Annotated in this window: 22 protein-coding genes; 12 read left to right on the forward strand and 10 right to left on the reverse strand. The window is 72.9% G+C overall.

The features are described 5' to 3' along the window. Nucleotides 1–5: 5 nt before the first annotated feature. A complete protein-coding gene (locus ELQ39_RS01955; RefSeq protein ID WP_190002155.1) occupies nucleotides 6–1,001 on the reverse strand; it encodes a carbohydrate ABC transporter permease in 996 nt (331 codons plus the stop codon). An 87-nt stretch (nucleotides 1,002–1,088) separates the two neighbouring features. After that, entirely contained in the window at nucleotides 1,089–2,396 is a 1,308-nt protein-coding gene (locus ELQ39_RS01960) for an ABC transporter substrate-binding protein (RefSeq protein ID WP_190002154.1), read from the reverse strand. A 301-nt stretch (nucleotides 2,397–2,697) separates the two neighbouring features. On the opposite strand from ELQ39_RS01960, the gene ELQ39_RS01965 reads away from it, so the two are divergent. Next, nucleotides 2,698–3,711 (forward strand): LacI family DNA-binding transcriptional regulator, encoded by a 1,014-nt coding sequence (locus tag ELQ39_RS01965; protein WP_225627775.1) that lies wholly within the window; start codon nucleotides 2,698–2,700, stop codon nucleotides 3,709–3,711. A gap of 9 nt (nucleotides 3,712–3,720) precedes the next feature. After that, nucleotides 3,721–4,149: a glutaredoxin domain-containing protein gene (locus tag ELQ39_RS01970; protein WP_242590766.1), complete on the forward strand. Its 429-nt coding sequence runs from the start codon at nucleotides 3,721–3,723 to the stop codon at nucleotides 4,147–4,149. Nucleotides 4,150–4,188: 39 nt separating this feature from the next. On the opposite strand, the gene ELQ39_RS01975 is transcribed toward ELQ39_RS01970, so the two are convergent. Next, a complete protein-coding gene (locus tag ELQ39_RS01975) occupies nucleotides 4,189–4,614 on the reverse strand; it encodes a cytidine deaminase (protein WP_242590767.1) in 426 nt (141 codons plus the stop codon). Between the two features lie 351 nt (nucleotides 4,615–4,965). On the opposite strand from ELQ39_RS01975, the gene ELQ39_RS01980 reads away from it, so the two are divergent. Further along, nucleotides 4,966–5,736 carry a DUF4328 domain-containing protein gene (locus tag ELQ39_RS01980; RefSeq protein ID WP_242590768.1) on the forward strand — a complete coding sequence of 257 codons (771 nt, stop codon included), beginning with the start codon at nucleotides 4,966–4,968 and terminating at the stop codon, nucleotides 5,734–5,736. A gap of 94 nt (nucleotides 5,737–5,830) precedes the next feature. Here the strand turns inward: ELQ39_RS01980 and ELQ39_RS01985 are convergent, their stop codons facing one another. From ELQ39_RS01985 to ELQ39_RS02000, 4 genes are all read right to left on the reverse strand, one after another. Then, on the reverse strand, nucleotides 5,831–6,211 hold the full coding sequence (locus tag ELQ39_RS01985) for a transglycosylase family protein (RefSeq protein WP_242590769.1): 381 nt from the start codon (nucleotides 6,209–6,211) through the stop codon (nucleotides 5,831–5,833). A 357-nt stretch (nucleotides 6,212–6,568) separates the two neighbouring features. Further along, nucleotides 6,569–7,018 (reverse strand): SRPBCC family protein, encoded by a 450-nt coding sequence (locus ELQ39_RS01990; RefSeq protein WP_242590770.1) that lies wholly within the window; start codon nucleotides 7,016–7,018, stop codon nucleotides 6,569–6,571. A gap of 86 nt (nucleotides 7,019–7,104) precedes the next feature. Further along, nucleotides 7,105–7,458: a DUF1330 domain-containing protein gene (locus ELQ39_RS01995; RefSeq protein WP_242590771.1), complete on the reverse strand. Its 354-nt coding sequence runs from the start codon at nucleotides 7,456–7,458 to the stop codon at nucleotides 7,105–7,107. A gap of 232 nt (nucleotides 7,459–7,690) precedes the next feature. Further along, nucleotides 7,691–8,563, reverse strand: a complete 873-nt coding sequence (locus ELQ39_RS02000; RefSeq protein ID WP_242595705.1) for a hypothetical protein — start codon at nucleotides 8,561–8,563, stop codon at nucleotides 7,691–7,693. Between ELQ39_RS02000 and ELQ39_RS32350 the strand changes: the two genes are divergently transcribed. The 6 genes from ELQ39_RS32350 (at nucleotide 8,562) to ELQ39_RS02025 (ending at nucleotide 16,340) form a co-directional block, all read left to right on the forward strand. After that, nucleotides 8,562–8,696, forward strand: a complete 135-nt coding sequence (locus ELQ39_RS32350; protein ID WP_267461860.1) for a hypothetical protein — start codon at nucleotides 8,562–8,564, stop codon at nucleotides 8,694–8,696. The genes ELQ39_RS02000 and ELQ39_RS32350 overlap by 2 nt on opposite strands. A gap of 63 nt (nucleotides 8,697–8,759) precedes the next feature. Then, nucleotides 8,760–10,871 (forward strand): DUF4139 domain-containing protein, encoded by a 2,112-nt coding sequence (locus ELQ39_RS02005; RefSeq protein WP_242590772.1) that lies wholly within the window; start codon nucleotides 8,760–8,762, stop codon nucleotides 10,869–10,871. Between the two features lie 7 nt (nucleotides 10,872–10,878). Then, nucleotides 10,879–12,453 (forward strand): mucoidy inhibitor MuiA family protein, encoded by a 1,575-nt coding sequence (locus tag ELQ39_RS02010; protein ID WP_242590773.1) that lies wholly within the window; start codon nucleotides 10,879–10,881, stop codon nucleotides 12,451–12,453. A gap of 175 nt (nucleotides 12,454–12,628) precedes the next feature. Beyond that, nucleotides 12,629–13,549 carry an AurF N-oxygenase family protein gene (locus ELQ39_RS02015; protein ID WP_242590774.1) on the forward strand — a complete coding sequence of 307 codons (921 nt, stop codon included), beginning with the start codon at nucleotides 12,629–12,631 and terminating at the stop codon, nucleotides 13,547–13,549. A gap of 46 nt (nucleotides 13,550–13,595) precedes the next feature. Next, the gene (locus ELQ39_RS02020) at nucleotides 13,596–15,116 is read left to right on the forward strand and encodes an FAD-dependent oxidoreductase (RefSeq protein ID WP_242590775.1); all 1,521 of its coding nucleotides are present in this window, start codon (nucleotides 13,596–13,598) and stop codon (nucleotides 15,114–15,116) included. 147 nt (nucleotides 15,117–15,263) lie between these two features. Next, nucleotides 15,264–16,340 carry a DUF475 domain-containing protein gene (locus tag ELQ39_RS02025; protein WP_242590776.1) on the forward strand — a complete coding sequence of 359 codons (1,077 nt, stop codon included), beginning with the start codon at nucleotides 15,264–15,266 and terminating at the stop codon, nucleotides 16,338–16,340. Nucleotides 16,341–16,364: 24 nt separating this feature from the next. Here the strand turns inward: ELQ39_RS02025 and ELQ39_RS02030 are convergent, their stop codons facing one another. Beyond that, entirely contained in the window at nucleotides 16,365–17,294 is a 930-nt protein-coding gene (locus ELQ39_RS02030; RefSeq protein ID WP_242590777.1) for a ketopantoate reductase family protein, read from the reverse strand. Between the two features lie 46 nt (nucleotides 17,295–17,340). Here ELQ39_RS02030 and ELQ39_RS02035 point away from each other — a divergent pair, with 46 nt between their 5' ends. Beyond that, nucleotides 17,341–17,985, forward strand: coding sequence for a CGNR zinc finger domain-containing protein (locus ELQ39_RS02035; RefSeq protein ID WP_242590778.1), 645 nt, complete (start codon nucleotides 17,341–17,343; stop codon nucleotides 17,983–17,985). 121 nt (nucleotides 17,986–18,106) lie between these two features. Continuing rightward, nucleotides 18,107–19,768, forward strand: a complete 1,662-nt coding sequence (gene abc-f, locus ELQ39_RS02040; protein WP_242590779.1) for a ribosomal protection-like ABC-F family protein — start codon at nucleotides 18,107–18,109, stop codon at nucleotides 19,766–19,768. Nucleotides 19,769–19,816: 48 nt separating this feature from the next. Here abc-f and ELQ39_RS02045 read toward each other — a convergent pair whose 3' ends face one another. Beyond that, on the reverse strand, nucleotides 19,817–20,767 hold the full coding sequence (locus tag ELQ39_RS02045) for an alpha/beta hydrolase (RefSeq protein ID WP_242590780.1): 951 nt from the start codon (nucleotides 20,765–20,767) through the stop codon (nucleotides 19,817–19,819). 329 nt (nucleotides 20,768–21,096) lie between these two features. After that, nucleotides 21,097–21,543 carry a ribosomal maturation YjgA family protein gene (locus tag ELQ39_RS02050; RefSeq protein WP_242590781.1) on the reverse strand — a complete coding sequence of 149 codons (447 nt, stop codon included), beginning with the start codon at nucleotides 21,541–21,543 and terminating at the stop codon, nucleotides 21,097–21,099. 169 nt (nucleotides 21,544–21,712) lie between these two features. On the opposite strand from ELQ39_RS02050, the gene ELQ39_RS02055 reads away from it, so the two are divergent. Continuing rightward, on the forward strand, nucleotides 21,713–22,135 hold the full coding sequence (locus ELQ39_RS02055) for a DoxX family protein (protein ID WP_190002136.1): 423 nt from the start codon (nucleotides 21,713–21,715) through the stop codon (nucleotides 22,133–22,135). Nucleotides 22,136–22,198 lie beyond the last annotated feature (63 nt).

The following is a 22,198-nucleotide window of genomic DNA, read 5'->3' on the forward strand; positions in this document are numbered from 1 at the left end:
CCAGGTCAGGACGTACGGGAGCGCAGGCGCTTGATCAGTCGCTGTGCCACGAAGGCGAGGACCAGCAGCATGAACATCGCCCAGGCGACGGTCGCCGAGCGGCCCATCTGGTAGTTCTTCCAGCCCTCTTCGTAGAGCAGCAGGCCCAGCGTCTGGTACTGGTTGTTCGCGCCGCCGGTGACACCGTTGGGGCCCTGGCCGAAGATCAGCGGCTCGCCGAACAGCTGGGTGGCGCCGATCGTGGAGAGCACGATGGTGAAGACGATGGTGGAGCGGATGCCGGGCACGGTGACGTGCCGGAACTGCTGCCAGCGGGAGGCGCCGTCCAGGGAGGCGGCCTCGTAGCGGTCGGCGGGGATGGCCTGCATGGCGGCCAGGTAGAGCAGGGCGTTGTAGCCGGTCCAGCGCCAGATGACGATGGTGGAGATGGCCACCTGGGCGGGCCACTTGTCGGCCTCCCAGTTCACCGGGTCGACGCCGACGAGGCCGAGTCCCCAGTTGATCATGCCGAAGTCACGCTCGAAGATCATGGTGAAGACGAGCGCGGCCGCGCCGACGGACGTGGCGTACGGCACCAGCGAAGCGACGCGGAAGAACAGCGAGGCACGCATGCGGTAGTTGAGCAGGTGCGCGATGCCCAGGGCCATCAGCAGCTGCGGCACCGTGGAGATGATGCCGATGGTGATGGTGTTCTGCAGGGCGTTCCAGAACCGCGAATCACCCCACAGTTCGACGTAGTTGTCGAACGCCACCCACTCCATGACGTCGAGCGTGGCCAGTTCCACGTCGTGCAGGGAGATCCACGAGGTGTAGATGAGCGGGTAGAAGCTGAACGCGGCGAAGACCACGAAGAACGGGGCGACGAAGGCGTACGGCGCGCCCTTGACGTCGAGGCGGTGCAGCCAGGCGCCGCGCCGCCGTGAGGTCTCCGTGCCGTCCCCGGCGCGGGACGGGCCCGGCGGCTCCTCGCCGGCCAGGGCCTTGGTGGTGGAGGTGGCCACCGGACTTCCTTCCTGAGAGCGGATGGGGAGCCGTCCCGGGCCCGCGCCCGGAGGCGGGCGGGCCCGGGACGGCCGCTGGGACTGCGGTCAGCGGACCGCCTTCTGGATGCGCTCCGAGGTGGTCTTCCAGGCCTCGTCACGCGGCGTCCCCTGCTCGACCAGGGCCAGGCCCTGGGAGAAGGTGTCCTTGATGGTGCCGTCCTTGCGGCCGAGGACCTGCTTGTCCGGGATCTCCTGGGCCGCGGCGCCGAAGATCTCACCGAGCGGCGCGCCGCTGAAGTAGTCGTTCTTCACGGCCTTCACCGACGGGTCCTCGAGTGCCTGCTGGGAGGACGGGATGTTGCCGAGGTCCTTGAAGATGCGGGCCTGCTGTTCGGGCGCGGTCAGCCAGGCGACGAGCTTCTGCGCCTCCTCCTTCACCGGGCTCTCCTCGATCACGCCGAGGAAGGAGCCGCCCCAGTTGGCGCCCTTCGGGGCGCGGGCGACGTCCCACTTGCCCTTGTTGACCTCGCCGGCCTTCTCGCTGATGTGGCTCAGCATCCAGGCCGGGCAGACCGCGGTCGCGAACGTGCCGTTGGACAGACCGGGGTCCCAGCCGGGCTGGAACTGGCGCAGCTTGGCGGTCAGGTCCTCCTCGGCGGCGTCCGACGCGAGCTCCCAGGCGTCCTTCACGGCCGGGTTCTTGTCGTAGATTAGGTCGCCCTGCTCGTTGTAGTACTGCTCGGGGTAGCCGTAGACCATGGCGTTGAACAGGCCGCTGGCCGAGTCGGTGTAGGCGACGTCGCCGCCCTTGAAGTTCTTCTTGAAGGTGCGGCCGACCTCGACGTACTTCTTCCAGTCGCCCGCCCACAGCTTGCCGACCTCTTCGCGGTCGGTGGGCAGGCCGGCCTTCTCGAAGTAGTCCTTGCGGTAACAGACCGCCATGGGGCCGATGTCGGTGCCGAGGCCCAGCACCTTGCCGTCCTCGGTGGTGATCTGGGACTGCTTCCAGGGCAGGAAGTGGTCGGTGCCCTCGACCTTCGAGAAGTCGGCGAACATGTCCGCCCGGGTCTCGGTGATCTCCTTGGCGCGGCCGATCTCGATGCCCTGGATGTCCTTCAGACCCTTGCCGGCGGCGAGCTTGGTCTGCAGCGCGGTGTAGTAGGTCTGCTCGTCACCGGCTATCTCGGCCTTGATGGTGACGCCGGGATTGTTCTTCTCGTACTCCTCCAGCAGGCCGGTCTCCTTGATGCCCATGACGCCGAACAGGCCCATGGTGATGGTGACCTTGTCGCCGTCCTTGCTGCCGCCCGTGACCGAGTCGCTGTCACCGCTGCAGCCGACGACGAGCGAGAGCGCGCCGACGGCCGCGGCTGTCGCCACCGCCTTCCTGCGCAACGAACCGAGAGTGCCCATGGATCTCCTCCTAGCGACGGCGCTGACACATCGGAGTGACGAGTTCTGCGATGACTACAGCGGCTCTTGATCGATGTGGGAACGTTCCCAACTTGGGGTGGGCACGTTCCCACCGCTGCACGAAGACTTGTAGCAGCGGCGCAATCTGTCAATAACTTGAAAGCAACTTCTGCATGGGAGGCGGGCCTTCCGTTCGCCTTCCGGACCCTGGGGGTGCTCCGCCGTCCGCGGCGTCTGCAAGAATTGCCGCAGGTCACCTCCGCGGCAGAGAACGCCGCCGCGGCCGCTGAGGGGGGAGTGCATGACGGGCAACCGCCGTCCCACGATCAAGACCGTCGCCGCCCGCGCCGGCGTGGGTCGCACCACGGTCTCCCGCGTCGTCAACGGCTCCGACCTGGTCAGCGCCGACGCCCGGGCGCGGGTCCTGGCGGCGATCAAAGAACTGAACTACGTCCCCAACTCGGTCGCCCGCGGCCTGGTCACCAACCGCACCAACGCCGTGGCCCTGGTGATCCCGGAGTCGGAGAGCCGGCTCGGCTCGGAGCCGTTCTTCGCCGCGCTGATCCGCGGCGTGAGCGGCGCGCTCGCCGAGAGCGGCACGCAGCTGCAGCTGATGCTGGTGCGTGACCAGGCCGAACGCGATCAGCTCACCGAGTCGGTGGCCACCCGCCGGGTGGACGGCGTGCTGCTGGTCTCCGTGCACGCCGAGGACCGGCTGCCCGGCATTCTCGAGGAGATGGGCCTGCCCACCGTGCTCGCCGGCCGCCGCGACGCCGGCGAACAGCTGAGCTACGTCAACTCCGACAACGCCGGCGGCGCCGCCGAGGCCGTACGGCATCTGCTGCACCGGGGGCGGAGGCGGATCGCGACGATCACCGGCCCGCAGGACATGGACGTCGGCCGCGCGCGCCTCGCGGGGTGGCACGCCGCACACAAGGAAGCGGGCGTTCCGGTGGACGAGGCGCTGATCGAGGCGGGCGACTTCTCCGAGGACAGCGGCGGTCGCGCCATGCGTTTGCTTCTTGAACGCATGCCGGATCTCGACGCCGTGTTCGCCGCGTCGGACCTCATGGCGGTCGGCGCGCTGGCCGAACTGCGGCGGCAGAAGCGCCGTGTTCCGGACGACGTGGCCGTGGTCGGCTTCGAGGACTCCGTGCTCGCCCGGCACACCAATCCGCCCCTGACGACGGTGCGTCAGCCGGTGGAGGAGCTGGGGCGCACGATGGCGCGCATCCTCACCGACATCACCCTGAACGACGGGCCCCGGCAGCAGATCACCCTGCCCACGGAGCTGGTCGTCCGCGAGTCGTCGTAGGGGCACGCGATGGTACGAGGCCTGCTGCTGCCGCTGCTGCTCACGGCGGCCGGGGCTTCGGGCGCGGCGGGCCTGCTCTCCGACGGGAACACGGTCGCGGCGGCCGCGGTCCTGCTGGCGTTCGTCGCGTTCGCGACGGTGAACTCGCCGCTGGTCTTCCCGGCGCATCTCGGCGCGAAGGAGGCGCGGCGCCGCAGCGCGGCGGACGGGCGGCCGGTGATCTACTGGCGGCCGGGATGTCACTACTGCAGGCGGCTGCGCTTCAGGCTGGGCCGGGACGCGCGCCGCGCCCACTGGGTCGACATCTGGCGCGACCCGGCCGCCGCGGCGGCGGTGCGGGCGGTCGCGGACGGGAACGAGACGGTGCCGACGGTGGTCCTGCCGGACGGGCGGGCACGCGTCAATCCCGATGCGGAGTGGGTGCGCGGACTCCTGTGACGAGCGGGGCCGTTCCGCCGCCCCGAGCCTCCACCTCGGTCACGTCGGCCCGCCGTTCGACGGCGTGTCGAGCTGGTGGTCGGCCCAGACGTACGTGTGCGGGAGGAGGTCGGCGACCGGGACCGCGCGCAGGCCGGTAGGGCTGGGGACGACGACCTCGAGGGTGGGGAAGTGGTCGAGGAGCGTCTGGCGGCAGCGGCCGCACGGGGGGACCACTCCCCGGCCGCGGTCGCCGACGGCGACGATCGTCTCCAGGTCGTAGGCGCCCTGCGCGGCGGCCGCGCCGACGACGACCAGTTCGGCGCACGGGCCGCCGGTGAAGTGGTAGACGTTCACCCCGGTGACGATCCGGCCGTCCGCGGCGCGGGCCGCCGCGGCCATGGTGTGGTTGTCGCCCCGGCAGCGGGTGCGGGCGATCTCGGTCGCGGCCGCCACGAGTTCCTCGTCGACGTGGTGCGTGGGCATGGTGCGGCGTGCCTTCCGTGACGATCCTTGGCGCCTGTGTCAGAAGGACCGTGATGCGTGACGGCCATGGTGCGCAAGCCGGTTTCCGCGGGTCAGGTGTGGCCGGGGGCCGTCAGAGGGACGTCGAGGGCGGCGAAGCCCTCGGCCGGGCAGTCGGATCCGCCCACCTCTCCCGGGGGGAGACTCAAGCGCGCACCTGCGACGGCCTCACTCCCCGGCAGGTAATAGTCATGGACACGCCGTACCCGTGATGGGGTAGGGTCCGGAAGCCGATCACTCGCTTGTGATCATCTCGCGGCGTTCCTGGGGAGAGAACGCCGCACTTCCACCGCACTGCTCAGGGGGGTCCTCATGACTCATCCGTCCTTGCCCGAACGCCCGATGCTCGGGCCGCTTCCCGTGCTGCGCTCGCCGGTCGGTCTCGCGCACGCCGTGACCGCGCTGCTCGCCTTCGTGATCGTCGCCGATGTGCTGGGCTTCGGCGCGGCGGCATACATGAGGTCGGTGATGGGGGACGTGGCGTCCGGCGGTCCGGGTGACGTCGACATGGGCGCGGTCGACCGGGCGGACTGGGCGGTCGTCGCGACCAGCGGGATGTACATGCTCGGCCTGCTCGGCACGGCGACGCTGTTCATCATCTGGTTCCACCGGGTGCGTCACAACGCGGAGGTGTTCGCGCCGGACGTGCAGCGCCGCACACCGGGCTGGGCGATCGGCGGCTGGTTCATCCCGTTCGCCAACCTGTTCGTCCCGCGCGGCATCGCCAAGGACGTCCTGCGCGCCAGCCAGCCCGACCCCTACGCGTCCGAGGTGCGGCACCAGGGCCTGCTCAACGCCTGGTGGGGCGTGTGGATCGCGTCGAACATCTTCGACCGGTTCGCCACGAACCGGTACGACGAGGCGAGCGACCCGCAGGCGGTCCACGACGCCGCGGGGTGGCTGATGACGGGGTCGGTCCTCGACATCGTGTCCGCGGTGCTGGCCCTGCTGTTCGTCCGCAGACTGACGGCTGCTCAGAACGACAAGGCGATGGCGGGGCGGATGCCGCCTGGGCAGCCCGCGCCGCAGTATCCGGCGGCAGACGGCTCAGTTGCGGGTGGCGGCCCGGTTCCGGGCGCGTGACGGCCGGTGGGGGACGTCCCGTGAGGGCGCACTCCGGACTGTCGGCGCCGCGCGGACGCAGCGTGCCCGCGTGAATTCAGCGCACCGCGCAGGTCTAACGTCCCGCGTGCGCGCACGCCCACGCGGACATGCCCTGGAGCCGGGCGAGGCGTTTCGCCACCGCGATCTGCTCCTTGCGCGTCGCGAGGTCGGCCCGCGGCGCGTACTTGAGCCCACCGGCCGCGACCCAGCTCGACTGCGAGAACTGGAGTCCGCCGTAGTGGCCGTTGCCCGTGTTGGCCTTCCAGTTGCCGCCCGACTCGCACTGGGCGATGGCGTCCCAGTCGGTGCCGGGGCGGGCCGAGGCCGACGCCGCCGCATCGGTCACGGTCGTGCCGAGAACGGTCGTGGCGGCCAGAACCATCAGAGCGGCCCGGACCCGCATTCCGGGGGCACGGCGCACGGTGACCTGAGGGGCGGTATGTCTCGATGTCATAGGCCCACTGTTATGCCACCCGGACCCGTGACGGCATGCCGGCCGACGGGTCGCTACGCCGCTCGGGGGACGCGGTGTCCGCCACCGGTGAACGCGTCGTGCTCCAGCCTGCCTGTCATTTCCTGGACCGGAAGGTGAGTTCGTGGGCGCAGCACGAGGTGACGTGGCAGGGGCGGGCGGCGCTGCAGCGCCGCCCGGACGGACGCCTTGGGGTGTGGTGACGGCGATCCTGGGGCTTCCGGCGCCGGCCACGTGCGCCTTTCCGCTGATGACGGCGGTCCGGATGCTGCTCCCCTGACCCTCGTGCGAGGTCCCGCCGGGCCCGCGTCGGCGGGCCCGGCGGGACCCGCGGGTGAGTCAGGCAGAGGCCTCGACGGCCTCCTTGATACGCCGGCCGAAGGCGGGGGCGTCCTTGCGGGCCGCGCCCGCCGCGAGCGGCAGCAGCACCTTGCCCACGCCGTGCCCTTCGAGCACGTTGAACAGGCGCACCCTGGTGCCTCCGTCGGGTGTGGGTTCGAGGTCGTACCCGCCCTCCTGGGCGGTGATGGAGTTGTGCGAGACCTCGTGCCAGCGCATACGGGTGGGCGCGGTCAACTCGTGGATCTCGAAGTCCCGTTGGGAGCGCATCCCGGCGTCCTTCACCGTGCTGTGGAACACCGTGCCCACATGGGTGTCGCCGTCGGGGCTCTTCTCCATCGTCAGGACGCGAGGGCTGAACTCGGGGTCGTTCCGGCCGTCGGCGAGGTAGGCGAAGACGTCCTCGATGGGCCGGTCGACGTCCACGACGACCTCGAACTGAGTACTCATGGTCACTCTCCCGGATATTCCGGGGCGACACCCCGGACGAAGGGGACATCTCCACCGTAACCGGCCGCGTCCGGGGTGCCCAGCGGTCAGTCGCCGGCGGCGTCGAGTTGCTTGCGCAGGGCCGCCGCCGTGACGGCGGGATCGTAGCCGTCGGGGAGGCCCTCGATCAGGATGATGTCGCCCTCGATGTGCCGGGAGCGCAGCGGTGCGATCTCCCGGTAGGCGGGCGAGTCCCACCAGTCCCGCGCCTCGGTGATCCCGGGGAAGCCGATCATCACCACGTCCCCGGGCCAGGCTCCCTCCTTCACCTCGTGGCCAGTGGCGTGCACCAGGAAGCGGCCGCCGAACGGTTCCAGTGTGGCGGGGATGCGCTCCATGTACTCCGCGATGTCGGGGTGCGGAGCGGCCGGCCGCAGATGGGCGATGGCGTAGGCGGTCATGGTGTCCTCCAGGGGCGTCGGTGTCGTACGCGGTGATCGTGGCACCGGACCGGGGGCGGCGTCGATGACCTCGGAGGTAAGGGAACGGGGTACTCCGTATGACAGGGGCGGCGCGGCCGGTCGGCGGTGTCCGTCACCCGTACGAGCGCACTGGGCGGACCGGTAACAGGGCAGCCGGACCATGCGACAGGCGGCCCGCCGGGGCGCGTAGGACAGTGGTGACCATGAATCGTCACCGTCGCCCGCCCCGGCGCGCCCCGTGGATCGCCGGCGGCGCCGCCGCGCTGGTCCTGGGCGGCGTCGGCGTGTGGGTGTGGGCGGCACAGGACGACGGCACACCGAGCCCCAGGCCGTCCGCCTCGAACGACCTGACCCTGCCGACGCTGGGCCCGTTGCCGACGCCGACCACCGTGACGTCACCGCCGGGGCCGGCCGGAACGGGCGGGAGCGGGGGTCCGGTGCCGACGTCGTCCCGCCCCGGCGGGGCGGCCGAGCCGAGCGGCGGCCCGGCGACGCGGCCGTCACCGCCCGGGCCGGGGCGGACGCAGCCGCCGGGCGTGCCGGACCAGGGCGCCCGGACCGAGCCCGCCGTGCCGGACGGCGGGGTGAGCACCGGGCCTCCGCGGGTGGCGGGCACGTCCGGGATCGCACCGTCCAGCCGGGCGCCGGGGCTCGTGCCTCCGCCGCCCACCTCGACGGGCGGAGCGGGAACGGGTACCGACACGGGCACGGGTGCGTCGGAGGGGCCCAGGACGCCCGCACGATCGGCGGCGCCCGAGGCCCCGCGCCGGTCGGCCGGCCCCGAGCCGGTGGCGCCTTCGGCGCACCTGACGCCGACAGCGGGGACGACACCCGGACCGCGTGTCCCACCCCCGCCGGGGGCCGGGACGCGCGTCCCCACCGCCCAACCGCCCGTCACTCCCGGCCCGCGGCAGCCCGCCGAGACGGCCGAGCCCGAAACGAGGGCGGCGACCGCGAAGCCCACCCCACAGCCCACCGCGAAGCCCACCACCGAGCCGAAGCCCTCGGCCACCCCCACACCGGCCGACGGCCCCACCACCACCTGGTACACCTCCTCCGCCGCCATGGACGCCGCGCGCCGCATGTCCGCCGCCGGCACCGTCGGCGACCCCGCCTGCACCATGGCGGCCGTGGGCCGGCCCGACCCCGCCCTGGTGCCGCACGCGAGCCGCATCGGGATCGGGCACCACGGCACGTACTGGTGCCTCGTCCGGTGATCCGGGGCGGGCCGTCTCCGCGTAGGCTGCCCTCGGCACGAACACGGCTGCGCGGGGGAGCACATGACGGCTGGGACGGCATCGAGGTGGGACTCGGCACTCGAATCGGTGACGGTGTACGCGCAGGGCGCGCTGTGCCGTCGCGTCGCCCGGGGCACGGTCCCGGCGGACGGACAGGTACGGGTGCCCGGACTGCCGCGCTCGCTCGACCCCCACTCGCTGCGCGCCCGCGTCGTCGGTGCGCCGGGTGCGCGGGTCACCGGGGCGCGGGCGGAGATCGACGCGGAGCCGGTGGACGAGGACGCCGTCGCCGAGGCACGGCGTGAGGTCGACCGGCTGACCGAGGCGTACCACGCCGCCGACGCCCGGCGGGACCGGCAGCTGAAGCGCATCGAGGAGGTCTCCGCGCTGCGCCCGCTGCCGCCCGGCCGTAAACGGGACGACCCGCACCGCCGCACCCCGGTGGACGCCTGGCTGGAGCTGGCCGACTTCGTCGACGAGCGCCTGACCGTGCTGCACGCCAGGCTCCGCGAGCTGGAGGACGAACTCCGGCGCCTGGACCACGAGACGGAGGTGGCGCAGGACCGGCTGGCCCGCCTGAGCACCGACGCCCCGGCGGCCAAGGTCGCCTCCTCGTACACGGCGGTGCTGACCCTGGGCGGCGCGGCCGGGGCTGAGGCGGAGGTCGAGATCGAGTACGGGGTGCCCGGCGCCGTCTGGGTGCCGGCGTACCGCCTCACGCACCGTCAGGGCGACGACAGCGGGCGGCTGATGCTGCGGGCCTCGGTCGCCCAGCGGTCCGGTGAGGACTGGACGGGCGTGCGGATCGCCTTCGCCACGGCCGATCTGCGGCGCCGTACCGATCTGCCCCGGCTGCGGTCGGTCCGTATCGGGCGCAGCCAGCCCGCGCCGGCCCCGTCCGGCTGGCGGGAGCCCCCGGCAGGGCTGACCGACCTGTTCGCCGGGTACGACGCGGCGGGTCCTCCACCGGAACCCGATGCGATCGCGGGGGCGCGGGCGGGCGGGTGGGTCGCGGGCGGTCCCGTCGAGGACACCCCGGTCACGGTCGGCGCCGCCTACGGTGCTCCACCCCCTCCCCCGCCGGCGCCCGCCGCGCTGCCCGCCCCCGGTGCCGCGTACGGCGCGCCTCCCCAGGGCTTCGGCGTTCCGGCCGCGCCGGGCTCCGCGCCCGCCCCGGACCGGGCGCGGCCCCGGTCCCGTCCCGGTGCCGGCCCCCGTTCGGCCGCCGCACCCCGTGCGGGCGGCGGAGCCTACGCCGCCGCCCCGGAGCGCGCGGGCGCCGCCGCCCCGTACGCACCGCCCCCGCCCGTCCCGGGCCCGCCCCGGCCGGACGACGCCGAACTCGACTACGCGGCCCTCGTGCTGAGTGGTCCGGACGAGCCGCGGGACCGCCGTGGCCGCCTCTTCCCCGACGCGGGCTTCGACCCGGTGACCGCCGAGTACCGTCGGCGCGCCGAGAAGCCGGCCGCGCTGCCGCTGCCCGGGCACGCCGTGCGGCCCCGCGAGTCGGCGGGCTCGTTCGACCACCGCTACGACGCGGCGGCGCCCGCCGACATCCCGTCGGACGGCACCTGGCACACCGTCACCGTCGGCGAGATCGCGGTGGGTCTGCGCACCGAGTACGTGTGCGTGCCGGCGGTGGAGCAGACCGTGTACGCGACGCTGGTGCTGTCCAACGCGACCGATCAGGCCCTGCTGGCGGGGCCGGTCGAGGTGAGCGTCGACGGGGAGTACCAGCTGACCGCCGCGCTGCCCACCCTCGCCCCGGGCGGTGTGCGCCGCCTCGGGCTCGGGCCGGCGGAGGCCATCGGCGTCACCCGGCGGACGCACCTCACCGAGTCGACCGCGGGTCTGCGCAACAACGTCACCGTGCTCGACCACCGCGTCCATGTGGAGCTGGCCAACCGGCTCCCTGCGGCGGTCCGCGTCGAGGTGCGCGAGCGCGTGCCGGTCACCTCGGAGGCGGACGTGCGGATCGAGGAACGGGCCGGCTGGGCCGAGCCCGAGGACACCGCGGACCGGGAGCCGCACGCGCCGGGCACCCGGATCTGGCGGGTCGACCTGCCGGCCGGCGCCGCCGTCGCCCTCGACGGCGGCTACGAGATCAGGATCCCGGCCGGCAAGGCCCTGACCGGCGGCAACCGCAGGAGCTGACACAGACATGTCTACGTCACCGTCATCGGAGCCGGCCGCCCCGGTCCCCCTCCCCGTCACCGCCGTCACCTGCACCGAGGACCGCGCGCACGTCGAACGCACCGCGACGCTCGAGCTGCGGCCCGGGACACAGCGGTTGAGGCTGGGACCGGTCGGCGCACTGGCCGTCGACCGGACCCTGCACGCCGAGCTGACCGCCGGTTTCCCGGCGACCGTGCTCGATGTGCGGATCGTGCGCGCGTGGACGCCGCGCGGGCCCGGGCCCGCCGACGACGACTCGCCGCTCCGCCGCCGCGTGACCTCCCTGGAGGAGGAGCGGCCGGTGCTGGAGCAGCGCCGGGACCGGCTGGCGGCCCGCGGGGACGCGCTGGGCCGGCTCGCCGCCGATCTGCTGCGGGAGATCGGCGAGGGCACCGGATTCGGCGAGGCCGAACGGGAGCGCTGGGCACGGGAGCTGGACCGCGTCGACGAGGAACGTGAGCGGCAGGCCGAGCAGCTGCGCGAGGTGGAGACGCGGCTGCGGGTCCTGTCCGACGAGCTGCGCGAGGCCGAGCAGGCCCTCGCCGACGCGGAGACGGAGCCCGCCGAACTGGTCGGGCATGTCGAGCTCACCGTGGAGGCATCGGCCGAGGGGACGGCTCGGCTGCGGCTGAGCCATCTCACGCCGTGCGCGCTGTGGCGGCCGGCGTACCGGGCCACGCTGGACGGGGACGCGCTCACCCTGGAGACCGAGGCGATGGTCTGGCAGCGCACCGGCGAGGACTGGTCGGGCGTACGGCTGACGCTGTCCACGGCGCGTTCCTCGGCGGCCACGGAGCCGCCGGTGCTCGGCGAGGACCGGCTGACGCTCCAGGACCGCTCCCCCGAGGAGCGCCGCACCGTCCGTGTGGACCTGCGGGAGGAGGAGATCGCGGACCTGGGTCCCGCTCCCGTGCTCGGGCTGCCGGGGGTGGACGACGGCGGCGAGGTCCGCGTGCTGCACGCCCCCGACCCGGTGTCCGTGCCGGCCGACGGGCGCGCGCACCGGGTGCCGGTGTCGTCGTTCACCACGGCCGCGCGCAGCGAGTACGCCTGCGCGCCGGAACTGTCGCCCCTGGTCACGCAGGTGGTGCGGGCCGACAACCGGTCCGGGCACGCGCTGCTGGCCGGGCCGGTGGACCTGATCCGCGGCAGCGGGTTCGTCGGGCGCGGCACCCTGGAGTTCACCGCTCCGGGGGCCGCCGTGGAGCTGGCCTTCGGCAGCCGGGACGACCACCGGGTCGTACGGGAGACGGAGGAGACCCGCGACACGACGGGGCTGACCCAGCGGACCGTGCTCACCCGGACCGTGCGGCTGCATCTGTCACGCTTCTCCGCGCCGGACGAGCGGGACGACCGGGTGGTCGTCGTCCGGGAGCGCGTCCCGGTGTCCGAGGTGTCGGCGGTGGAGGTGCGTCTGCGGGAGGAGGCGTGCTCGCCCGCGCCGGACGCGGTGGACGCGGACGGCATCGCCCGCTGGGACGTGACGCTCCCTCCCGGCGGGCACCGCACGCTCACGCTCGTCCACGAGGTGTCGGCGAGCAGCAAGGTCACCGGCCTCTGAGCCGACGCGCATCGCCCCCTCCCCGGCCCGCACGGTGAACACACCGTGCGGGCCTTCACATGAGCTTGACGGGCACAGGGGTGGGAACACGCCACGTCTTGCTATACAGTTCGTCAGCAAGCGGGCCGGTTACCCGCGGTAATGGCTTACGGACTCGACTCGAGGAGGCCCCGGCATGGCTCTGACCACCTCCCGGGCACAGCACCCGGACCAGCCGTCGGACGACGGCGTCGACGTGGCCCGTCGGCTGCTCGACTCGTCCGCGCAGCTCTCCTACGACCCGCTCACCGAGGTCGACTGGGACACCCCGCTGGACAAGGACTTCCACGGCGCCAGCCCGGAGTGGAGCACCCTCTACGGCACGGCGTACTGGAAGGAGATGACCGACGCGCAACGCAAGGAGCTGACGCGGCAGGAGGCGGCGTCGGTCGCCTGCACCGGCATCTGGTTCGAGATGATCCTCCAGCAGATGATCCTGCGGGACATCTACTCCAAGGACCCCACGGACGAGACGTTCCAGTGGGCGCTGACCGAGATCGCCGACGAGTGCCGGCACTCGATCATGTTCGCCCGGGGCGCGAAGAAGCTCGGCGCGCCGGCCTACCGCCCGCGCCGGGTCGCGGTCGAGCTGGGACGGCTGTTCAAGACGACCGCCTTCGGCGAGGCCGCCTACGCGGCGATCCTGGTCGCCGAGGAGGTCCTCGACGTCATGCAGCGCGACTGGATGCGCGACGAGCGGGTCGTGCCGTTCGTCCGCACCATCAACAACATCCATGTCGTCGAGGAGTCGCGGCACATGATGTTCGCCCGCGAGGAGACGCGGAAGCACCTCGCCCGCGCCGGGCGCGTGCGCCGCCGCATCCACGCGGTGATGATCGCGATCGCCGCGTACGTCATCGTCACCAGCATGGTGAACCGCGAGGTGTACGCGAACGCCGGACTGGACGAGGAGCGCGCGCTGCGCGAGGCCCGTGCCAACGAGCACCACAGGTCCATGGTGCGGGCGAGCTGTTCGGGCCTGATGGAGTTCCTCTCCTCCTGCGGACTGCTCACCCGGCCCGCGCTCTTCTTCTACAAGCGCGCCCACCTCATCTGACCACGTACACCCTGCCCACCCCGGGCCCTCGGCGGAGCGGACGACCATGGCCTTCGCGATCACCCAGACCTGCTGCAGCGACGCCACCTGTGTGTCCGTCTGCCCGGTCAACTGCATTCATCCGACGCCGGAGGAACGCGCCTTCGGCAGCACGGAGATGCTGCACATCGACCCGAAGAGCTGCATCGACTGCGGCGCCTGCGCGGACGCCTGCCCGGTGGACGCGATCTTCCCGGTCGAGCGGCTGACCGGGGGACAGCGGGAGTACGCCCGCATCAACGCGGCCTACTACGAGCACGAGGAGCACCGGACCGAACAGCCCGTCGCGGGGCCGGTGTTCCACGACTGGGGCGCGCCGTCGTTCGACCGGGTGCTGCCGCCGGACTTCGGGCCGCTCAGGGTCGCGGTCGTGGGCACCGGCCCGGCCGGGATGTACGCGGCGCGGGACCTGCTGCTGCACACCCCTGCCGAGGTGACCCTGATCGACCGGCTGCCGGTCGCCGGCGGTCTCGTCCGGTATGGGGTCGCACCCGACCACCCGTCCACCAAGAAGGCCGGCGAGAGCTTCGCCCGCTTCCTCACGCATCCGCGGGTGCGGCTCCGTCTCGGCCTGACAGTGGGCGACGGCGGTGTGACCGCGGACGAACTGGCCGCCCACCACGACGCGGTGATCTACGCCGTCGGCGCGCCGGAGGCCCGGCGGCTCGGCGTCCCGGGCGAGGACCGGCCGGGCAGCGTCGCCGCGACCGAGTTCGTCGCCTGGTGCAACGGACACCCCGATGTCGCCCCGGACGCCTTCGACCTGTCGGCGGACCGGGTCGTCGTGGTGGGCAACGGCAATGTCGCGCTGGACGCCGCACGCCTGCTGGTGTCCGACCCGGCGACGCTCGAAGGAACCCCGATCGCCGCGCACGCGCTGGAGGAGCTGCGGCGCAGCAAGGTGCGCGAGGTGGTGGTGCTGGGGCGGCGCGGCCCGGAGCACGCGGCGTACACGCGGACCGAGTTGCTCGCGCTGAAGCATCTGTCCGGCGTGGACCTGCTCGTCGACGACCACGACCCGGCCGTGGGCGCGGCGATCGGCGGGGCGGCCGACCCGGACAAGGCCGCGGTGCTGAAGGACGTACGGCGGGAGGCCGTCGACTGGTCCCTGCCCCCGGCGGCGGACGGCCGGCGCCGCATCGTGTTCCGCTTCCTGTCGGCGCCCGCCGAGGTGTGCGGGCAGGAGTCGGTCCGCGCGGTACGGGTCACCGGCGCGGCGGGCGAGGCGGAGATCCCGGCCGGGCTGGCCCTCAGCGCGGTGGGCCATCGTGGAACGCCGCTCGCCGGGCTCCCGTTCGACGAGTCCACGGGCACGGTGCCCCACGACCGGGGCAGGGTGGCGGGCCGTCCGGGCGCCTACGTCGTCGGCTGGATCAAGCGAGGCGCCTCCGGCGGCATCGGCGCCAACCGCGTCTGCGCGGCGGAGACGGTGGCCTCCCTGCTCGACGACGCGGTGTCGGGCCGTCTGCCCGCGCCGACGGGCAGCGCGCGGTCGTTCCGCCGGCTGGCGCGGCGGAGGGGGCGCTGACGGGCCGGCCGGGGTGACGGTGGGCGTGTGACGCCGTACCGGTGATCGGTGGATGTGCGGGGTCCGTGCGTTACGGAGGCCGCGGGAAGGGGCACTGGAGCCCAATCCGTCGTCCCAGCGGGGGCGACGGAGAAGGGAGAGTGCCGGGTGCTGTGGAAGACCTTCCGGTGGGCGTTCGCCGTGACGGCCGTCGGGCTGGTGGGCGGGGTGCTGTACGACGGGTGGGCGGCGCTCGGGATCGTCGCCGTCCTCGCCGTGCTGGAGATCTCGCTGTCCTTCGACAACGCGGTCATCAACGCCGGCATCCTCAAGAAGCTGAACGCCTTCTGGCAGCGGATCTTCCTGACCGTCGGCATCCTCATCGCCGTGTTCGGCATGCGGCTGCTGTTCCCGGTGGTCATCGTGTCCGTGAGTGCGCGGCTGGCTCCGCAGGAGGCCGTGCATCTGGCCCTCACGGACAAGGAGCGCTATCAGGAGCTGGTCACCGACGCGCACCCGTCGATCGCGGCGTTCGGCGGCATGTTCCTGCTGATGATCTTTCTGGACTTCGTCCTGGAGGACCGGGAGACCAAGTGGCTCGGCCGGGTGGAGCGGCCCCTGGCGCGGCTCGGCCGGATCGACATGCTGTCGGTGTGCGTGGCTCTCGTCGTGCTCCTGGTGACGTCCATGACCTTCGCCACCCAGGCCCACCAGCACGGCGGTCACCACGCCGACAAGGCGCAGACCGTGCTGGTCTCGGGGGTCGCGGGACTCGTCACCTATCTGGTGGTGCACGGGCTGTCCGGCTTCTTCGAGGCCAGGCTGGCAGGGGAACGGAGCGGCGAGGAGGACGGCGAGGCGAGCGGGCGCTCCGGGGTCGCGCTCGCCGGCCGGGCCGCCCTCTTCACCTTCCTGTACCTCGAGGTGCTGGACGCGTCGTTCTCCTTCGACGGGGTGATCGGCGCCTTCGCCGTCACCAACGACATCGTGCTGATGGCGCTGGGCCTCGGCATCGGCGCCATGTACGTCCGGTCGCTCACCGTGTACCTGGTGCGCCAGGGCACGCTGGACGACTACGTGTACCTGGAGCACGGCGCCCACTACGCGATCGGCGCCCTCGCCGCCGTCCTGCTCGTCAGCATCCGTTACGAGGTGAACGACATCGTGACCGGCCTGATCGGGGTCACCCTCATCGGCGCGGCCTTCTGGTCGTCCGTCCGCCTCAACCGGGCCACGGCGGGCTGACCGGCGGCCCCGTGAGTCTGCCGGTCAGGCGCCTTCCGGGGTGCCGTCGACGTACGGGGACAGGATGTCGGCGACCGTGCGGTTGCGGGGCGCGGGGACGCCGAGTTCGCCGGCGAGGCCGGCCACTCCCCCGCTGAGCCAGGGCAGTTCGAGACGGTGACCGTGTTCCAGGTCGTTGTGCATGGACGACGTCATGTCGGCGGGGAGGGTGTCGCAGAAGGCGAGCTGCCGCTCGGCGAAGTCCTCGGCCAGCTCGACGCCCGACTTGCGGGCCACGGCCACGACCTCCGCCATGACGTCCCGCAGCAGCATCCGCGTCCGCTCGTGGGAGCGGACGACGCCGATGGGCCGGCGGACGGCCGTGGTGGTGGCCGAGAGGCCGACGAGGAAGACGTACTTCTCCCAGATCACCCGGTCGACGTCCGCACTGACCTCGGCGTCGATGCCCGCCGCGGTGCACGCCTGGAGGAACTGTCGCGCCACCGGCTCCTGCTCGGGGTGACGGGCGCCGAGGACCACGCGCTGGAGGGCGCCGTTGTGCCGGACGACGCCGGGTTCCTCGATGAAGGCGGAGATGAAGCACGTGCCGCCGAGCAGTGACTCGGCGGGGAGGTGACGGGCGAGGACCGTGTCCTTGTGCACGCCGTTCTGCAGCGACAGCACGGGCGTGCCGGCCAGCTCGGAGGCGCCCAGCCGGCGGGCGACGTCCTCGGTGTCCCACAGTTTCACGGCGACGACGACCAGATCGGCGCCGTCCACGTCCGCGACGCTCTCCACCACCGAGCCGGGCGAGGTGCGGACGTCCCCCAGCGGGCTGCGCACGAGAAGACCCGAGCGCCGTACGGCCTCCAGGTGGCGTCCCCGGGCCACGAAGGTGACCTGGTGGCCCGCCGCGGCGAGCCGCGCCCCGAAGTAGCCCCCGACCCCGCCCGCTCCGACAATCGCGATCCGCATGGCCACCCGTTCCCTTGATAACCGTTTGAAAGGTTACTATCGCTGCATGGGAGCCGCGCCGCAAGCACCGCGTACGAGGGTCACCGCCCGGGCACGTGATCTCCGGTTCGACGCCGGCTCGCTGTCGCTGAACCTCGTGGCGACGGTGGGGCGCCGGCCCGTCGGCCCGGTGGAGCGGATGGGTGACGCCGAACGGCTGGTCGCGTGGTGCCGTGGCGTGGGGCTGACACCGGCGCCCGGGTACGCGGAGGAGGCGCTGCTCAGCTCGCTGCACGCGTTGCGCGACGCGGCCTACGACATCGCCTCGTCGTTGCTGGACGGGCACCGCCCCCACCCCGCTTCCGTGGAGCTGGTCAACGACCTGGCCGCCTGTGAACCGCCGGCCCCGAGGCTGGAGTTGACGCGTGATGGCGTGCGACCGGCCTCCGGCAGTGATCTCCTCACCGAGGACGCCCTGCTGTCGGTGGTCGCGCGGGACCTGATCGAGCTCGTCTCCGACGCTTCACGCCGGCAGCGGCTGACGAGGTGCGCGTCCGAGGTGTGCCGGATGCTCTACCTCAACCCGGAGTCGGGCCGGCCACGCCAGTGGTGCTCCATGCGACGCTGCGGCAACAACGCCAAGGCGGCGGCGCACCGGCGGCGCAGGGCCGCGACGGCCGGAGGACGGCCGGCGGGACCGGACACGCCTTGAGGCGAGACGTATCGTCTTGTTAGGGTGAGTGCATGCGCCACTACTTCTTTCTCTGAGTCCGGGCACGGCCGACGCCGCCGTCATCGCCCACCGTCACCTCTCTCACCTCAGGGAAAGTCCCATGCGCGCACGCGCCCACACCCTCGCGCCCGCCCTCACGGCGCAGCTGTCCGTCAAGGACGTCACCAAGTCCTACGGGCCCCGAACGGTCCTCGACCAGATCACGTTCACCGTCCGCCCCGGTGAGCGGGCGGCCGTCATCGGCGAGAACGGCGCCGGAAAGTCCACCCTGCTCCGGCTCCTCGCCGGGGCCGAGACGCCCGACGACGGCGAGATCACCGCCGTCTTCCCGGGCGGCACCGGCCACCTCGCCCAGACCCCCGTGCTGGAACCCGACCGGACCGTGCAGGACGCGGTCGACCACGCGCTCGCCCCGCTGCGCGCCCTGGAACACCGGCTGCGTGCGGCGGAGGAGCGCCTCGGTGAGGCGTCCGATGCCGAACTCGCCGCCTACGGAGACCTGTTGACCGTGTACGAGCAGCGTGACGGCTACCGGGCCGACGCTCGGGTGGACGCGGCCATGCACGGGCTGGGGCTGGCCGGCGTCGCCCGTGACCGGCTGCTCGGCTCGCTTTCCGGCGGTGAGCAGTCGCGGCTCGCGCTCGCCTGTGTCCTGGCCGCGGACCCCGAACTGCTGCTGCTCGACGAACCGACGAACCACCTCGACGCGTCCGCGGTGCACTGGCTGGAGGAACGGCTGCGCGCGCACCGCGGCACCGTCGTGGCCGTCACCCACGACCGGCCGTTCATCGAGCGGATCGCCACCACGATCCTGGAGGTCGACCGGGACACCCGCTCGGTCCGGCGGTACGGCGACGGCTGGGCCGGGTACCGGGCGGCGAGAGCCGCCGCACGGCGCCGGGCCGAACAGGAACACGCGGAGTGGCGCGACGAGGTCGCCCGTACCGAGGAGTTGCTGGAGACGGCGGGCCGGCGGCTGTCCACCACCGGCGGCGACCCGCGGCAGGGCTTCGGCAAGCACCGCCGCTCGCACGAGGCGAAACTGGGCGGTCAGGTGCGGGCGGTGCGCGAACGGCTGGCCCGGCTGCGGCGCACGCCGGTGCCCGCACCTCCCGAGCCGCTGCGGTTCACGGCGGCTCCGGCGGTGACCGACCGAGAACTGCCTTCCGCCGAGGACGGATCCGCGCATCCGCTCGTCGAGCTGGACAACGTCGGCGTCGGTGAACGGCTGCGGCTGAACGGCCGGCTGGCCGTCGAGCCCGGGCAACGGCTGCTGGTCACCGGGGAGAACGGGGCGGGCAAGTCGACCCTGCTGCGGGTTCTGGCCGGGGACCTGGAGCCGGACACGGGGTCGGTGCGCCGCCCGGCCACCGTCGGACACCTGCCGCAGGAGCTTCCCGTCCGCGTGGGGCGGCTCCCGTTGCTCGCCGCGTTCGCCGCGCGACGGCCGGGACCGGCGGAGGAGCACCGTGACACGCTGCTGTCGCTCGGGCTGTTCCGTGAGGAGGACCTGACGGTGCCGGTGGCGGCGCTGTCGGCGGGGCAGCAACGGCGGCTGCAGATCGCCCGGTTGGTGACCCGGCCGGCGGACCTGCTGGTGCTCGACGAGCCGACCAACCATGTGGCGCTGGACCTCGTCGAGGACCTGGAGGCGGCACTCGACGCGTATCCGGGTGCCGTGGTGGCCGTGTCCCACGACCGCGGGTTCCGGGCGCGCTTCCCGGGTGAGCGGCTTCGTCTGCGGCACGGACGGCCGGCCTGAGCGCGCGTGCTCTCCCCCATCCGCGAAGTCCCGCCCTGCCGGGCCCGTTCAGTCGGTCCGGAGGGCGGTACGGAGGGTACGGGCGGCCTGCTCGACGGCCGCGGTGGCCGCACGGGTCCCCCGCACGGGGTTCAGCATCATGAAGTCGTGCAGGGTGGCGTTGTAGCGGATGCTCGTCGTCGGGACCCCCGCCTGCAGCAGCTTGCGCGCGTAGGCCTCGCCCTCGTCGCGCAGAACGTCGTTCTCGTCGACGACGACGAAGGCCGGGGGGAGGCCGCGGAGTTCGTCGAGACCGGCTCGCAGCGGTGAGGCGGTGGTCCCGGCCCGCTGGGCCGGGCCGGTCGTGTAGCAGTCCCAGAACCACGCCATGGCCTTGGCCGTGAGGTGGGGCCCGTCGGCGAATTCCTTGTAGCTGGCGGTGTCCTGGGCCGCATCGGTCGCGGGGTAGTACATGGACTGGTGGACGAAGGTGACGTCGCCACGCTGCTTGGCCATGAGGGTCAGCGCGGCCGTCATGTTCCCGCCCGCCGAGTCGCCCGCGACGGCCATGCGCGCGCTGTCGAGCCCCTGCTGCGCTCCGTTGTCGGTGATCCACCGCGCGGTGGCGTAGGCCTGTTCGACGGCGACGGGACAGCGGGCTTCCGGCGAGCGGTCGTACTCGACGAACACGACGGCCGCGTCGGCTCCGGTCGCCAGCTCGCGCACCAGCCGGTCGTGGGTCATGGCGTTGCCGAGCACCCATCCCCCGCCGTGCACGTAGAGGACGACGGGAAGGGGGTGCGTGGATCCGAGGGGTTCGACGATGCGTACCCGCACGTCACCCACGTCGGCGGTGACGGTCACCCACTCCTCGTCCACGTCGGGCTTGTCGATCGGGGCGGCCTGCACCTCGTCCAGGGCCTTGCGCGCGCCTTCGGGCCCCAGCTGGTAGACGAACGGAGGCTGTGAGGCGGCATCGGCGAACTCCTGCGCCGCCTGCTCGAGGACCGGCTTGCTCATGAGAGTGCTCCTTGGTGACGGCCGGCAGGCGCCTGCGGTGATGATCGAAGGTGCGGGCTTCCGCGTCCAGATCCGACGGGCCTCCGGCACACGTCCTGCTCATGGTCGGCAGCCTCCAGGCTCCTCCGGGCTGCAGTGGTGCTCCGTCGAGGCTGAGGACGAGGGACCGCCGGCGACACGGAGTACGCGTTTCCATGGTGCCGACCGGCTCCGGCCGTCGCACCCCGGAGGGGCGGACCGTCGCCGGGGCCCGCCGGGGAACGCCGCCGACTCCAGCTCCGGGCGCGATGCGGCCTGCGTCGCCGGTCGGCGACAGGTGGTCGCGCGGCTCACCTGGCCGTTCGACAGCTAACGAACGCGCGGAGGACGAGCCCGCCGGCGCACGCGCCGACCGCGTACCAGAACAGGTCCGGTGCGTTGAAGGTCGAGCCGAGGACCAGGCGGGCGGCGGTGCTGCGGGCGGACAGCTCGGCGGGCAGCCCGGTGAGCTGGAGCAGTTCCACCGCCCAGCTCACCGCGAGCGCGATCCCCGCCGCCCGCCCGGGAGTCGAGCGCGGGGACAGCAGCACGACGAGGGTGAGGATCAGGAGGGTGTACAGCGCGTCCCCGCCGTACTTGGCGACGTCACCCGTCGCCACCGCCCGCAGGCCCAGTCCCGCTCCGACGGTCCCCAGCGCCGCGACCGCTGCCAGGAGCCGCGTACGCCCCCGCGCGTCCGGTTCGGGCGGCCCGCTCCCACCCGCGGGGCGGGCCGGACGGACAGCTCTGTCGCTCATGAGGGACGAGTCTGCCAGCCGGCGCCCGGAAGACCGTTGCCGACCTGTGTCCTACGGGGCCCTGAACCACTGAACGGGGCGGTCTGCACGCACGTTAGTGGAGGGCGGACGGCCTCCGCGCCGCCCCCTTCCCCTGCCCTGCGCACCGGCCACTGCAAGGAGTTCCACCATGGGCGTCACCGACCGGCTCGACCGTCACCAGCCACTGGTCCTCGGTCTGTTCCGCATCGTCATCGGGCTGCTGTTCACCAGCGAGGGTGCGGCCACCCTGTTCGGTGTGCTGGCCCGGGACGCCACGCCCGCCGGTGACTGGCCCTTCTGGTACGCGGGGGTGATCGAGCTGGTCTGCGGTGCGCTCGTCCTGCTCGGGGTCCTCACCCGGGCCGCCGCGTTCCTCAGCTCGGGTGCCATGGCCTTCGCCTACTTCACCGAGCATCAGCCGGACGGCCTCTTCCCCCTCCAGAACGGCGGCCTGTCGCCGGCGCTGTTCTGCTGGGGATTCCTGCTGCTGGTGTTCTCCGGGCCCGGGGCCCTGGCCGTGTCGGGCCTTCTCCGGCAGGACGCCCCTGCCGCGCCCGGAGGCCGCGGCTAGCTGTGCCGGCCGACCCGGAAGCCGCCCCCGTCAGCTCGCCGGGGGCGGCTTTCGCATGGTCGG

Origin of the sequence: Streptomyces sp. GB4-14, from assembly GCF_022696125.1 — a bacterium.
GTDB lineage: Bacteria > Actinomycetota > Actinomycetes > Streptomycetales > Streptomycetaceae > Streptomyces > Streptomyces werraensis.

Bases quoted from the DNA above. Each gene is read 5' to 3' on its own strand.
- ELQ39_RS01960 (WP_190002154.1), bottom strand. From the start codon at position 2,396: ATGGGCACTCTCGGTTCGTTGCGCAGGAAGGCGGTGGCGACAGCCGCG.
- ELQ39_RS01965 (WP_225627775.1), top strand. From the start codon at position 2,698: ATGACGGGCAACCGCCGTCCCACGATCAAGACCGTCGCCGCCCGCGCC.
- ELQ39_RS01970 (WP_242590766.1), top strand. From the start codon at position 3,721: ATGGTACGAGGCCTGCTGCTGCCGCTGCTGCTCACGGCGGCCGGGGCT.
- ELQ39_RS01975 (WP_242590767.1), bottom strand. From the start codon at position 4,614: ATGCCCACGCACCACGTCGACGAGGAACTCGTGGCGGCCGCGACCGAG.
- ELQ39_RS01980 (WP_242590768.1), top strand. From the start codon at position 4,966: ATGACTCATCCGTCCTTGCCCGAACGCCCGATGCTCGGGCCGCTTCCC.
- ELQ39_RS01985 (WP_242590769.1), bottom strand. From the start codon at position 6,211: ATGACATCGAGACATACCGCCCCTCAGGTCACCGTGCGCCGTGCCCCC.
- ELQ39_RS01990 (WP_242590770.1), bottom strand. From the start codon at position 7,018: ATGAGTACTCAGTTCGAGGTCGTCGTGGACGTCGACCGGCCCATCGAG.
- ELQ39_RS01995 (WP_242590771.1), bottom strand. From the start codon at position 7,458: ATGACCGCCTACGCCATCGCCCATCTGCGGCCGGCCGCTCCGCACCCC.
- ELQ39_RS32350 (WP_267461860.1), top strand. From the start codon at position 8,562: ATGTCCGCCGCCGGCACCGTCGGCGACCCCGCCTGCACCATGGCGGCC.
- ELQ39_RS02000 (WP_242595705.1), bottom strand. From the start codon at position 8,563: ATGCGGCGCGCGGCGTCCATGGCGGCGGAGGAGGTGTACCAGGTGGTG.
- ELQ39_RS02005 (WP_242590772.1), top strand. From the start codon at position 8,760: ATGACGGCTGGGACGGCATCGAGGTGGGACTCGGCACTCGAATCGGTG.
- ELQ39_RS02010 (WP_242590773.1), top strand. From the start codon at position 10,879: ATGTCTACGTCACCGTCATCGGAGCCGGCCGCCCCGGTCCCCCTCCCC.
- ELQ39_RS02015 (WP_242590774.1), top strand. From the start codon at position 12,629: ATGGCTCTGACCACCTCCCGGGCACAGCACCCGGACCAGCCGTCGGAC.
- ELQ39_RS02020 (WP_242590775.1), top strand. From the start codon at position 13,596: ATGGCCTTCGCGATCACCCAGACCTGCTGCAGCGACGCCACCTGTGTG.
- ELQ39_RS02030 (WP_242590777.1), bottom strand. From the start codon at position 17,294: ATGCGGATCGCGATTGTCGGAGCGGGCGGGGTCGGGGGCTACTTCGGG.
- ELQ39_RS02035 (WP_242590778.1), top strand. From the start codon at position 17,341: ATGGGAGCCGCGCCGCAAGCACCGCGTACGAGGGTCACCGCCCGGGCA.
- abc-f (WP_242590779.1), top strand. From the start codon at position 18,107: ATGCGCGCACGCGCCCACACCCTCGCGCCCGCCCTCACGGCGCAGCTG.
- ELQ39_RS02045 (WP_242590780.1), bottom strand. From the start codon at position 20,767: ATGAGCAAGCCGGTCCTCGAGCAGGCGGCGCAGGAGTTCGCCGATGCC.
- ELQ39_RS02050 (WP_242590781.1), bottom strand. From the start codon at position 21,543: ATGAGCGACAGAGCTGTCCGTCCGGCCCGCCCCGCGGGTGGGAGCGGG.
- ELQ39_RS02055 (WP_190002136.1), top strand. From the start codon at position 21,713: ATGGGCGTCACCGACCGGCTCGACCGTCACCAGCCACTGGTCCTCGGT.